Annotated in this window: 15 protein-coding genes and 1 pseudogene; 12 read left to right on the forward strand and 4 right to left on the reverse strand. The window is 48.2% G+C overall.

What is annotated here, in order from left to right; genetic code table 11:
• Positions 1-48: 48 nt before the first annotated feature.
• Positions 49-624 carry a deoxycytidylate deaminase gene (locus OKS35_RS03140; RefSeq protein ID WP_078146775.1) on the forward strand — a complete coding sequence of 192 codons (576 nt, stop codon included), beginning with the start codon at positions 49-51 and terminating at the stop codon, positions 622-624.
• 198 nt (positions 625-822) lie between these two features.
• The gene (locus tag OKS35_RS03145; RefSeq protein ID WP_078146776.1) at positions 823-1173 is read left to right on the forward strand and encodes a hypothetical protein; all 351 of its coding nucleotides are present in this window, start codon (positions 823-825) and stop codon (positions 1171-1173) included.
• 151 nt (positions 1174-1324) lie between these two features.
• On the opposite strand, the gene hisJ is transcribed toward OKS35_RS03145, so the two are convergent.
• Positions 1325-2143 carry a histidinol-phosphatase HisJ gene (gene hisJ / locus OKS35_RS03150; RefSeq protein ID WP_264092445.1) on the reverse strand — a complete coding sequence of 273 codons (819 nt, stop codon included), beginning with the start codon at positions 2141-2143 and terminating at the stop codon, positions 1325-1327.
• Between the two features lie 110 nt (positions 2144-2253).
• Between hisJ and OKS35_RS03155 the strand changes: the two genes are divergently transcribed.
• The 9 genes and pseudogenes from OKS35_RS03155 to hisIE all read left to right on the forward strand — a co-directional run bounded on the left by OKS35_RS03155 (position 2254) and on the right by hisIE (position 9204).
• On the forward strand, positions 2254-3177 hold the full coding sequence (locus OKS35_RS03155) for an ATP phosphoribosyltransferase regulatory subunit (RefSeq protein ID WP_264092446.1): 924 nt from the start codon (positions 2254-2256) through the stop codon (positions 3175-3177).
• Entirely contained in the window at positions 3174-3782 is a 609-nt protein-coding gene (gene hisG / locus OKS35_RS03160) for an ATP phosphoribosyltransferase (RefSeq protein WP_214734168.1), read from the forward strand. Before OKS35_RS03155 ends, hisG begins: the two co-directional genes overlap by 4 nt.
• Entirely contained in the window at positions 3779-4996 is a 1218-nt protein-coding gene (hisD, locus tag OKS35_RS03165) for a histidinol dehydrogenase (RefSeq protein ID WP_214783095.1), read from the forward strand. Before hisG ends, hisD begins: the two co-directional genes overlap by 4 nt.
• On the forward strand, positions 4993-6009 hold the full coding sequence (locus OKS35_RS03170; protein WP_214783098.1) for a pyridoxal phosphate-dependent aminotransferase: 1017 nt from the start codon (positions 4993-4995) through the stop codon (positions 6007-6009). The genes hisD and OKS35_RS03170 overlap by 4 nt, the downstream gene beginning before the upstream one ends.
• Positions 5996-6583, forward strand: a complete 588-nt coding sequence (gene hisB / locus OKS35_RS03175; protein WP_214691003.1) for an imidazoleglycerol-phosphate dehydratase HisB — start codon at positions 5996-5998, stop codon at positions 6581-6583. Before OKS35_RS03170 ends, hisB begins: the two co-directional genes overlap by 14 nt.
• The gene (gene hisH, locus OKS35_RS03180) at positions 6580-7167 is read left to right on the forward strand and encodes an imidazole glycerol phosphate synthase subunit HisH (RefSeq protein ID WP_078146782.1); all 588 of its coding nucleotides are present in this window, start codon (positions 6580-6582) and stop codon (positions 7165-7167) included. Before hisB ends, hisH begins: the two co-directional genes overlap by 4 nt.
• Positions 7145-7858: a 1-(5-phosphoribosyl)-5-[(5-phosphoribosylamino)methylideneamino]imidazole-4-carboxamide isomerase gene (gene hisA, locus OKS35_RS03185; protein WP_214783101.1), complete on the forward strand. Its 714-nt coding sequence runs from the start codon at positions 7145-7147 to the stop codon at positions 7856-7858. Before hisH ends, hisA begins: the two co-directional genes overlap by 23 nt.
• Positions 7851-8618 (forward strand): imidazole glycerol phosphate synthase subunit HisF, encoded by a 768-nt coding sequence (gene hisF, locus OKS35_RS03190; protein ID WP_074037139.1) that lies wholly within the window; start codon positions 7851-7853, stop codon positions 8616-8618. The genes hisA and hisF overlap by 8 nt, the downstream gene beginning before the upstream one ends.
• Positions 8567-9204: pseudogene (gene hisIE, locus OKS35_RS15370) on the forward strand (bifunctional phosphoribosyl-AMP cyclohydrolase/phosphoribosyl-ATP diphosphatase HisIE). Before hisF ends, hisIE begins: the two are co-directional and overlap by 52 nt.
• Positions 9205-9242: 38 nt before the next feature.
• Here the strand turns inward: hisIE and OKS35_RS03205 are convergent.
• Entirely contained in the window at positions 9243-10166 is a 924-nt protein-coding gene (locus OKS35_RS03205; RefSeq protein ID WP_264092447.1) for a haloacid dehalogenase-like hydrolase, read from the reverse strand.
• An 85-nt stretch (positions 10167-10251) separates the two neighbouring features.
• On the opposite strand from OKS35_RS03205, the gene OKS35_RS03210 reads away from it, so the two are divergent.
• A complete protein-coding gene (locus OKS35_RS03210) occupies positions 10252-10806 on the forward strand; it encodes a maltose acetyltransferase domain-containing protein (protein ID WP_269318031.1) in 555 nt (184 codons plus the stop codon).
• A gap of 22 nt (positions 10807-10828) precedes the next feature.
• Here the strand turns inward: OKS35_RS03210 and OKS35_RS03215 are convergent, their stop codons facing one another.
• A complete protein-coding gene (locus tag OKS35_RS03215) occupies positions 10829-11842 on the reverse strand; it encodes a pyridoxal phosphate-dependent aminotransferase (RefSeq protein WP_264092449.1) in 1014 nt (337 codons plus the stop codon).
• The gene (locus tag OKS35_RS03220) at positions 11839-12606 is read right to left on the reverse strand and encodes a transporter substrate-binding domain-containing protein (RefSeq protein WP_264092450.1); all 768 of its coding nucleotides are present in this window, start codon (positions 12604-12606) and stop codon (positions 11839-11841) included. Before OKS35_RS03220 ends, OKS35_RS03215 begins: the two co-directional genes overlap by 4 nt.
• Between the last annotated feature and the right edge of the window lie 29 nt (positions 12607-12635).

The raw sequence follows: 12635 nt of genomic DNA on the forward strand, positions 1-12635 counted from the left end.
GGGAAGTCTGAGCAATCAGACTTTCCTTTTCTACGAGGAGGGACTTGAGTGGAGAAGCAACGATTGTGGGATGAGACGTGGTTATTATTCGCTGATATGATGGCCGAGCGGCACTCGAAGTGTGCATCGAAGAGTGTAGCCTGTGTCATTGTAAAAGACGAAAAACCGATTTCAATTGGCCTGAATGGTACACCATCTGGTCATACGAACTGTAATGAAATCTATATCAAGCAAGAAGATGGGTTCTATAAGCATGCCGACTATGTTGCATCGACGGATCTCGATATGATCAACGAACCGGCACGACTCATCCGAGATGGTGTGACATATATCAAGTGTACAGACCCATATGATCACCATCACTGGTCGAAGCAACATGAAATCCATGCGGAAATCAACGCGATTGGAAAACTCGCTGCCGATTCAACGAATGCATTTGGTGCGACAGCGTATGTCACGCATTCACCATGTCATGCCTGTTCACTCGCCTTAATTGCGGCACGTGTCGCACGAGTCGTATATGCCGTCGGTTATGAGCATGGGGATGGGTTAGAATTGATGCGTGAAAGCGGGATTGAAGTGTTACATATGCCACTTGAAAAAATGTACAAAAATACATTGTAAACGTTTTCATTAGGTGATATATTATTAATGTACTGCCAATGGTGTTTTACTCTTCCATTATTCGCCCCTCCTCGGAGGGGCCTTTTTTTGTTCAAAATAAGGTGAGACAAACTTTACACATAATGTTCAATATTTCACAATATACACTTTAAAATCTCTTATATAATAAAAGTAGATTCAAGAGAGGGGAATTTACACATGGAAAAACTCGTTCGCTTTACAGATGGTGCATATGAAGTAGAGGCGTTGATCACACTCGAAGAAGTGTGGGAAGATAAATTTGCGATTGGCATGCACAAGGAGCTTGCCGTCAAATCATTAACCATTAACGGAAATGAAGTATCAGAGATTAAACATGTTCGTGCACTCCTTCGATACTATCCGACGCTTGGTGTATCAGGAATCTTGTTGGCATTAGATAAGGCGGCTGCTGAGATTGTCGCATTGTCGAAAGATCAAGATCCAGCGCTCCAATACGTTGAACTCGTGGCCATTCAAATGGACGAGGAAGCGACAAACGACTTGAAAACATTATATGCGGCAATGTGATCTCAATTGGGTGAACCATTTCACCCAATTTTTTATTGCATCTTTTATTCGTTATGGTATGATGTTTACAGATGAAGAAATGGAACGCCATATCGTTGTCAACCATAAGCATGGGGATCTAGATAGCTAGATCGCTGTCAAAAAGCCACGTTCATAGGAACGTGGCTTTTTTTTGTGCAATGAAGTCGAATCCAGCCGCCACATCTTGAGCGAGGTGCGCATCCGAACCCATCGTGAACGGGATGTGCAGGTCGTTCGCGGATTTTGCAAGTCCGGCGACGTAAGGTACCCCACAATCCGGTTTTCTGAGTCCGGCCGTGTTGAAGTCAAGTCCGAATCCCCGGTCGGCAATCATCTGTAACAGACGTACTTCTTCCTCTTTTACTTTTGAGCGGTCCCATTCATAGTTTCTTTGATACTTTATCGGGAGATCGAGGTGTCCGATACGAGCGACACGGATGTCTTCCCACGAAAATGAGAGACCCTGTTCAATCGACTCATAATAAGCTCTCATGACGCTCTCGAATGAGCCAAACGCTTTGATGAGTTCATCAAACGTCTCGGCAGAATAATCAATCGGCATATACGTGCCATCTACATATAGGAAATGCTGCGATAAAATGACTTCATCAATCAATGGTGCGAAAGGCTTGAGTAAAGCAATGGTCTCTTTCTCTAAATGAGGCAATAAGTCGACTTCTAATCCAACTTTAATGTCGATAACCGCTTGATACTGCTGTTTCATCTGATGCAACGTATCGAGGTATTCTGGAAGTAGATCAATCGACATCGCCGAGTCTTGATTCGGGACCGGGTCGGTGAACGATGGGGGGAAAGGCGCATGTTCTGTGAACGTCATCGTTTGCAAGCCTTTTTCGATTCCGACTTGAATATAATGTTCAAGCGGGTCATTTGTACCGTGTGGACAAAAAGGGGTATGCACATGGCCATCGTGGGTAAAGTTAAACATCGATTACACGTCCTTTTCAGTTCATTTGGTTGACAGGTGTTTATCTGTTTGATAAATTTAACACAATACTTTAGTTTGGTAAAGTGATAATAAGATAAAGGGTGGTTATGATGATTTGGTCAAATTCAAAAGGTTCGATTCCAGAAGGCTGGTATGAACTTCAATCAGGAGATGTCATCCGTCCGAAACGATGGATGTTGTCATTTTTAGAGAAGGCAGAGTCGAGTGGCTATGCAGTCATCGATCCACCGCTTCTCGAATACTATTCACATTATCAAAACTTGGCGCTCTTTGACGAGTCAGCCTATTATCGATTGTTCGGGAACGACGGGGAACTTCTCGTCATGCGCCCTGACTATACATTACAAATCGCAAGAAAGTTAGCAGACGGGCATGAACCGATGCGTGTCGCTTACGCTGGTGCCGTCTATCGTCGGACGGTCAAACATTCCGGACAACCCCACGAACGGCAACAGCTTGGACTCGAATGGGTCGACGGCGAAGAGAAGGACAGTCATCTGATTGAATCCTTTCTCGATATGACGGAAGGAGTCCTGCCTACAGACCGTTTGACAATCAAAATCGGGTCAGCAGCTGTCATCTCGCTCATCGCGAAAGAGACAGGGATTCAGGAACGAACATTCCGAAAAATCTTAGCACTTCGAAACTTAGAATCATTGCGGGAATTAGCAGAGTCGTATCGCTATCCGTTGATTGCGAAGCTGCCCTTTTTAATCGGGAATTCTGCACTCGAAGAATTACGGTCTGAGGCACCAGAGTCTTTAAAAGAAGCCATCGGTGAAGTGGACGAGGCGGTGCAACACTTACGTACTATCGGATTAGAGGTGTCTTACGATTTTGGTCAAACGGGAGACTTTGATTACTATTCAGGATTGACCGTGACGGGAAGTGTGGAAGGCAAGCGTGTCCTTTCAGGAGGACGATATGATTCACTGTATGGACATTTTGGACACTCGAGACGAGCGTTCGGCATGTCGCTCGATTTAGAACAGTTAGATGAGGTGATCAAATGAAAGTAGCGGTCGCAAAAGGTCGGATTGAAAAAGCAGCCCGTCAATTTTTTGTCGAACGTGACTTACCCGTATGGCCGGAAAAACGGGGACGTGAGTTGACGGTACAAGCAGGAGATCATGAATTCATTTTCGTCAAAGGGGACGACGTCTATAAATATGTGATGCATGGAGCGGCAGATGTCGGCATTGTCGGCGGTGATATTTTACGAGAGAAAACGCCAGGCGTACTCGAAGTCGTCGATTTACCGTTCGGTCGCTGTCGAATGGCCGTGTGTGGTCCAAAAGTTCGACGTAATGGAACGAAAAAATTAAAAGTGGCGAGTAAATATCCGAACATCGCCATCTCACACTTTGCGTCAAAGCGACAAAACGTAGAAGTCATCGCATTGAACGGGTCGGTCGAATTGGCTCCGTTAACGGGACTGGCTGATTGCATCGTCGACATCGTCGAGACGGGCGCGACGTTGGCTGCAAACGACTTGGAAGAATACGAGACGATTTTTTCAATCAATGCAAAATTCATTACGAGTGAGACAGCTTTAGCGGAACAGCCTGACGAATTGAAGGCGTGGATTCGAAAGCTGAGTCAGGAGGAAAACGCATGAGTACAGAAACGAATCGCTCAAGGCGCGAAGCTTGGGCCGAAGCCGTGAAACCAATCGTGGAATCGATTGAAGTCCGCGGAGACGAAGCGCTGCTTAAGTGGACGAAACAATTCGACGGGGTCGATCGAATCGAATCGGTCGATTTGGCAAGCTTTAATCCTCCAGTCGCGTATGCTGAATTGACAGAGGCGCTGTCGTTAGCAGCAGAACGGATTCGTGCATTTCACGCGCGCCAAGTCCGACAAGACGATGTGTTCGAAGATACGATGTTCCGACTTGGGAGACGTTATATGCCGCTGGATTCGGTAGGGGTTTATGTACCAGGTGGGACAGCCGTCTATCCGTCGAGCGTCCTGATGAATATCATTCCGGCGAAAGTGGCCGGTGTCAAACGAGTCGTCATGGTCACCCCACCAAAAGCAGATGGGATCGACATTTCCCTCTTGATTGCAGCAAAAATCGCAGGTGCCGATGAATGTTTTCTAATCGGAGGTGCCCAAGCCGTTGCCGCACTCGCATATGGGACAGAAACGATTCGTCCGGTCGATAAGATTGTAGGACCCGGAAATGCGTATGTTGCGACGGCAAAGGCGCTCGTCTCACACATCGTCGGTATCGACTCCGTCGCCGGACCGTCCGAAGTGTTGATCATTGCCGATGAAACGGCGAACCCGAAGTGGGTTGCCGCCGACCTGCTCGCCCAAGCGGAACATGACGTCGAGGCGACGGCGATCGCGCTCGTCACGTCAGAAACCCTCCGCGATCAAATCGAGCAGGAGCTTGAGCAACAATTAGCGCAATTACCACGCCAGGACATTGCGAGAGAATCATTGAAACGTGGCGGCGTCTTGTATCGGACAATCGAGGATGCAATCGAATACGCGAACACGATGGCCGCGGAGCACGTCCAGTTGGCCGTAAAAGATCCTGAGGTGTTGATGCGTGCGATTCGTCACGGTGGTTCGTTCTTTCTCGGACATGAGGCGGCCGAAGCATTTGGAGACTATATCGCTGGACCGAACCACGTCTTGCCTACGAGCGGGACGGCCCGCTTCTCTAGTGGACTATCGGTCGATGACTTTTATCGCCGTCAGACATTCCTTGAGATGACAGAACTGGATGAGACGATTACAAAGGCCGCGATTCGAATCGCCAAACAAGAACAATTAGAAGGACACGCCCGTGCGATGGCTGTTCGGATGGAGGACGTATGAGACGAAATTATCAGAACATCCCACGCTATGTACCTCATGCCGCTTCGGGATATGCGCTCAATCAAAATGAAAGTCAATATCCGTTACCAGAACGTCTCGAACGAGCTATTCGAGACGTATCACTCGAGGCACTCAGCCGTTATCCAGTCGAAGAATTGCTCGCTTTAAAAGCGAGCTATGCTGACTATGCGGGAGTCGAGCCGACGCAACTCATGGTCGGCAGCGGGAGCGATGAGCTATTGGCCATCTTGAGTCAGGCGATTTTGGATACGGAAGACCGTGTGGTCGCACCGGCCCCAGACTTTTCGATGTATGGCATCTATACACAAATTGCCAGAGGGCATTTCACACAACCGGACGAACAGGGTTTGCGTTACGAGACGTTGACTGAGGTCATTCGAACAACCGACCCTAAACTCGTCTTGATCTCGAATCCGAATAACCCGACCGGAAAGATGTGGACACTAGACGAATTGTCTGACATTGCGACACGTGTACCGTACCTCGTTGTGGATGAAGCGTATATTGATTTCACAATGAAGGACTCATTTGTGTCTCGCTTGAACGAATATTCGAACGTCATCATCTTACGGACGTTATCGAAGGCGTTCGGTCTAGCAAACCTCCGGATTGGTTTCATGATTGCATCTGAAGAAATCATCGAACAGATCGACCGGTTCCGTTCACCGTTCAACGTGAGTGGACTCAGTGCCGCTGTCGCCAACGTTGTCTTACGAGATGAATCTTATATTCAAGAGTCGATTCAGTTCCATATGGCGCAACGTGAGAAGTTAACGGAGTTGTTACGACCAGTCGGTGAGATTTTACCGAGCCGTGCCAACTTTATCTATGTCAAAACGGATGATAGTGAAGGATGGGCATCCCGCTTCCTTGATAAAGGGGTCCATGTACGTGCTTTTCCCGATGGACTACGTGTCAGTGCAGGGACAGACGAGGCGTATGCCTTGATTCGACAAACGATTGAAGAGGTGAATTCTGTTGAGAACAGCTGAACTAAAACGTGAAACGAAAGAAACGAAAATTGACATTCGATTAAATCTAGACGGAACGGGTGAAAGCTCCATTCAAACGGGGGTCGGCTTCTTCGATCACATGTTGACGTTGCTCGCTTTTCACAGTCAGATGGATTTAGACGTGAAAGTCGAAGGCGATACGTGGGTCGATGCCCACCATACGGTCGAGGATGTCGGGATCGCACTCGGTCAGCTCATCGCCAAGTCACTCGGGGATAAAGTCGGAATTCGCCGCTACGGGTCGAGTTACATGCCAATGGATGAGACGTTAGCGCGAGCGGTCATTGATGTGTCAGGACGCCCATTTCTCGTCTATCAAGCGGATATTCACAATCCGAAGCTTGGTGACTTTGATACCGAACTCGCTGAGGAATTTTTCCGTGCCGTTGCCATGAATGGTCGACTCACACTTCACCTTTCTGTTCTGTACGGGTCGAACTCACATCACATGATTGAAGGGTTGTTCAAAGCGTTCGGACGAGCGCTTGCCGAAGCGGTCTCTAGCGATGGGACGAACCGTCTCCCTTCTACGAAAGGATGGATCGAAGGATGAAAGTAGCGGTCATCGATTATGGTATGGGAAACGTATTTAACGTCGAACGTGCGTTACAAGCCATCGGTTGCTACGTCGTGATCACGAACGATGCAAATCAAATTGAAGAGGCGGATGCCGTTTTACTTCCTGGGGTCGGTGCCTTCCCGCAAGCGATGCAATCGCTCGAACAGACGGGTCTTATCCCACTCTTGCAACAGATGGCGACGGAAAAGCCATTTTTAGGGATCTGTCTTGGGATGCAGCTCTTGTTTGATTCGAGCACGGAAGGTATGCCGACAAAAGGTCTCGGGTTGATTCCGGGAACGGTCGAACGGATGCGAGCGAAGCGTCTCCCACACGTCGGATGGAACTCGATCCTTCGCGATGAGGATGTCTATTTTGTCCACTCTTACCATGCCGTGACGGCGGACGACTACATTGTGGCGGCAGCTGATTATATGGGTGAGAAAGTTCCGGCAATCGTTCAAAAAGGGCTCGTGACGGGCATGCAGTTCCACCCGGAAAAGAGCGGGACATTTGGTCTCAGCTTACTTCAAGAATGGAAGGAGGCGGTCGAGCGTGAGATTACTACCCGCCATTGATTTGATTGGAGGTAAGATCGTCCGTTTGACGGAAGGTGATTTTTCTACGGAAGAACAATACGGAGATCCGTATGAATTATTAAAAGCGTGGCAAGGGAAGGTCCCGATGATTCACTTGATTGATTTAGAAGGGGCCAAGGCAGGTGAGCCGCGTCATTTAGACGTTGTCCGTTATGCGAAGTCTCTAGGGTTCCTTGTCCAGACAGGAGGAGGAATTCGTTCAGAAGCCGCACTTGATGCGGTCATGGAAACCGGTGCGGATCGCGTCCTTTTAGGGACGAAGGCGTTTACGGATCCTGACTTTCTAGACATGGCGATTGAAAAGTATGGCAAGCGAATCGCTGTGGCACTCGATGCCTATGACGGGAAGGTCGCCATTAACGGATGGCAGGAAGCGACAAAACTCGATGACATCTCGGTCGCTCAAGACCTTGTCGAACGGGGGATCGAAACGATTCTATATACCGATATCGGATCCGATGGGAAACTGAATGGACCGAACGTTTCTCGCATGAAGGCGTTACGTCAAATCGTCAACGTCACATTGATTGCCTCAGGCGGTGTGACGACTGAAGAGGACGTGAAGGAACTGAAGATGGCGAAAATTGATGAGGCTGTCGTCGGGAAAGCACTTCTGTCCGGTAAGGTGAGCATCGAAGAACTGATTGAATGGGAGGCGCGTTATGCTTAAACGCAGAATTATTCCATGTCTTGACGTGAAAGAAGGTCGTGTCGTCAAAGGGATTGAGTTCGTACAATTACGAGACATCGGTGATCCGGTCGAAATCGCGAAATATTACGATGAGTCCGGAGCCGATGAACTTGTCTTTCTCGATATCACGGCAAGTACGGAGCGTCGCCAGACGATGCTCGATGTCGTCAGTGCGGTAGCGCGGAAAGTATTCATCCCGCTGACGGTCGGAGGTGGGATTCGTTCACTCGAGGATATCTCGTCACTATTAAAAGCAGGGGCGGACAAAGTATCGTTGAACACGCTCGCTGTAGAATCCCCAAGTCTCATTCGTGAAGCGGCCGATCGTTTCGGTTCACAATGTATCGTCGTCGCAATCGACGTAAAGTTTGAAGATGGCGAATATTATGTGTACACATATGGTGGAAAACAGAAGACGGACCTGTTGGCGGTCGAATGGGCGAAACAAGTGGCCGCGCTCGGGGCGGGTGAACTTCTTGTCACGTCCATGAACCAAGATGGAAAGCAGAGCGGTTATGACCTTGCGATTTTAGAACAACTTCGTGAAGTCGTCGACATTCCGATTATCGCATCCGGTGGGGCAGGCAATGCCGAGCACGTAGTCGAAGCGCTTGAGAAAGTCGATGCCGCATTACTTGCATCCATCTTACATGACCGAAAAACGACAGTAGAAGAGGTGAAGCACGTATGCACGAGTCACAACTTGCCGATGCGGTTCGTTTCGACGAAAATGGACTGATTCCCGCCATCATCGTCTCAGACGACGACGGGGCGGTCCTCATGCTCGGATATATGAATGATGAGGCAATCCGACAGACGCTTCGTGAACGGGTCGTCACGTTCTGGTCTCGTTCAAAAGGTCGGCTTTGGATGAAAGGGGAGACGAGCGGAAATACACTGGACGTCGTCAGCATCCACATCGACTGTGACCAGGATGCGCTTCTCGTTCGTGTTCATGCGAATGGCCCGACGTGTCATACCGGTAATCGAAGCTGTTTCTTTACGGAGGTGAACGTATGATTCATGAATTGGAACAATTGATTCAATCTAGAAAAAATGAACCGAAAGAAGGTTCGTATACGACTTATTTATTGGAACAAGGCGTTGAAAAAATCGCGAAAAAGTTCGGGGAAGAAGCGTTTGAGGTCGTCATTGCTGCTATGACGGATGAAGACTTGGTTGAAGAGTCAGCCGACCTTCTGTATCACTTACTCGTCTTGTTAGCAGCCAAAGGTGTTCGTTTAGAGGATGTGGAAGCGTTACTCGCCAAGCGTCACGGTACTACCACACCGGCGAAACCACGTCGCGACGTCACGGAATGGTAAATAAAAGAGGAAGGAGACGCGCTCCTTCCTCTTTTGTGTTACCGATTGACCGAGGCGGCCATGCGAATGTACGTATGGCGTCGTCCGCGAATCGCAATGGATAGTGCCTGAATGTTCTCTGGTACGGCAATTCCGGACAGTCCGGCGTCACCTATATGCACGATATCTGCTCCGCCTCGTTTTGAAGAGAGTGCGATTTCCCGAACGGTCTCGACATCTGCGCCTTCTTGTGACGTTCCAATCGCCGCTAACGTGAGAGCGCCGAGCACTTGCAATTCCTGAACGAGTTCGTGAAACGATTCTTCACGGACGCCAGGTACAGTGCCTGGAGCCGGAAGGAGGATGATATCTGCGCCAGCTTCGACGAAGCGGATATACGCGTCGCGGTCTAACACATTGCCTGCACCGGCTTGATGCATTTTCCCGGCAATGATGACCCCTGCGAATTCACGACGTGCTTGGATGATTGCTTGTTCGATTGCTTCATTCGTGACCCCGGTATTCGGATTGCCTGTCAAACAGACGAAGTCAAACCCGAGCTCCGATGCTTTTTGGAACGCTTCGATTGAAGCGAGTCTGCCTCGTTTTACTTCATTCATCTCGGACGACTTCTCTGAAAAATCAACAGGTTCCAAGTTGACTCCAATTGGCAATCCAATCAGTCGTTTTAGTTCGAGAATCGGATGATCGCTCATCTCATCACCCGGCATCTCCCCGAATAATGCATGACTTTCAAGTCCTTTAATGTAAGGATGAAACACATCGATCATGTTCAATAAAATCAAGTCGACACCGAATGCTCGTGCTAGTTCTGCGTTTGTCACTTCTGGATACAACGGCTGCACCGTCGGGATGACCTCGGCCATGACCGTTCGACCTTCTGCTTTTCGAATCGAATCGATTAAATCTTGACGATTAAACGTGATAAAATCACTTGCTCGACATTCCAGTATTCGTTTCATGTGATCTGCCTCCTTCTGCTCATCCTTGTCTCTATTCCCTAAACCCTTGAAAAATCCTCTATACTAATTTTAAGGAGGGATTATGATGACGGAAAAAGAAAAGATGATTCGTGGTGAACTGTATTTAGCTGGTGATGAAACGCTCGTTGCAGATCGGAAGCATGCCCGGAGATTAACTGAACAATTCAATCGTTCTGGAATCGATGATTTGGAAGAACGAAAAGAGATTCTTGGTGCGTTACTCGGATCGACGAAAGGGTCATATTATATCGAGCCGAACTTCAAATGTGATTATGGGTATAACATCCACTTAGGAGATCGATTCTATGCGAATTTTGACTGTGTCTTCCTAGACATTTGCCCCATCACGTTTGGGGATGACTGCATGCTCGCACCGGGTGTACATATTTATACGGCGACACATCCGATCGATCCGATCGATCGGATCTCAGGATATGAGTTCGGGAAGCCGGTGACCATCGGCGACCGCGTGTGGATCGGTGGAGGGGCGATTATCAATCCCGGTGTGACGATTGGGGATGAGGCCGTCGTCGCATCCGGTGCGGTCGTCACAAAAGATGTGCCATCTCGAACAGTCGTCGGAGGAAATCCGGCACGTGTGATCAAGACGATCTACTGACAAAAACTCCTGAACGCGTGGTTCAGGAGTTTTTGACATGACTTGATTGCTTGTATTTCTGAATAGCTGTATATGCAAGATGAAGCGCCGTCTCATCACCAATCGTCACCCGAATCCCCGTAGGTTGTTTCGACGTGTGTATGTTCAAGTCGGTCAAATGGGCCCACACTGCTTCAGGTTGTTCTAACTCGATATACAAGAAGTTTGTCGATGCAGGGAGGACATGACCGATGGATTCAAAGGCTAGTGCCCACTTTTGCCGCATCTGGTCATGCCATTTGATTGATTCTTGAAGATAAGTCGCATCTTTTAAGAAGATGTTGCAAATTTTTGCACTCACCCCGCTGATATTAAATGGTGGGATGAATTGACGGAAATAGTGTGCGAGTTCGGTGTTTGTCACCATGAATCCAATTCGTACGTTTGCCAATCCAAAAGCTTTTGACATCGTGCGAAGGACGATGAGATTTGGATGGTTTGCAATGAACGGAATCATGCTGTCATTCGGTGTGAAGTCCATGTACGCCTCATCCACCACGAGGTACGGTACGAGTGAGGCGAGATGCGTCAACTCTTCTACGGTCCACAGCTTTCCGGTTGGATTGTTCGGATTCGATAGGAGAAGAAGTTTTGGATGATGCGTCTCAATCGCCTCTAGAATTCCCTCATACGATAAATCAACGGCTTGAACATGATGACCGTGTGCGATGGTCGTGAAGATTGGATACATCGAAAAGTCAGGTGCCGGAGACAAGACGATGTCATGTGGTGCGAGCAATGCTTGCGTCACGACATGAATCATCTCATCACTCCCACAACCGACTAGTAATTGCTCGGGTGTGACGCCAACGTACGCAGCGTAGCGTTCGAACAATTCATTGATCGGTTCGACCGGATATTCGTGTAAGTCATGATACGTCAACGAATCAAGCTGATTCTTGATGCGGTCAGGTAACGGGAATTGACTTTCATTTTGGTTTAACCGATGTCCCGTCGGATAAACGACGGGATAAATCGGTAGCTCGACTTGTCTCATTCAGTTGGCTCCATCGAGAACCATTTTTTCACCAATTCATCGATTTCGCCAGACTCCATCATCTTGTTCAACTCTTCGTTGAACTGGTCGCGTAACTCATCATCTAATTTGAAGGCAGCAGCTGATCCTTTTTCGCCATCCTCTTTCAAAGCGAATGTATAGAAGCTGTCATCTTGGTCTAAATACTTTTGTGCGACCGTGTCTTCGATGACCATTGCATCGATTCGACCTGTGTTCAACTCTTGAACGATTTCAGGGATCTTGTTCAAGGATACGAGTTCAGCGTCAGGTGCTTGTTCTTTAGCGATATTTTCTTGAATCGAAGCCGTTTGGACACCGATTTTCTTACTAGACAAATCTTCGATTGCCTGAAGGGACTCGTCTTTAGTCATGATCAAGTTTGTCGCGGATAGATAGATGTCTGAGAAATCGGCATTCTCTTTACGCTCTTCTGTTGGCGTCATCCCGGCCATGACGAAGTCGACACGCCCGCTATTGAGGGCTCCGAGTAAGCTACCGAAGTCCATATCTTCAATCTTCAATTCGTAACCGAGACGTTCTGTAATCGTCTCCGCGATTTCAATATCAAATCCGACAATCGCATCCCCGTTTGCCGTATCGACAAATTCATATGGGAAGTAATCGGCGCTCGTCCCCATGACGAGCGTTTTTTGTTCTGTCGCTTCACCTTCTGTCTCTTGACTACATGCACCGAGTAATACTGCGCTCATCATAAGTGATCCTGCTAATAACCATTTTTTCATATGTGTATAATGCCTCCCTGTTGTAGATG

This window comes from Exiguobacterium sp. N5 (genome assembly GCF_025842465.1).
Taxonomy (GTDB): domain Bacteria; phylum Bacillota; class Bacilli; order Exiguobacteriales; family Exiguobacteriaceae; genus Exiguobacterium; species Exiguobacterium profundum.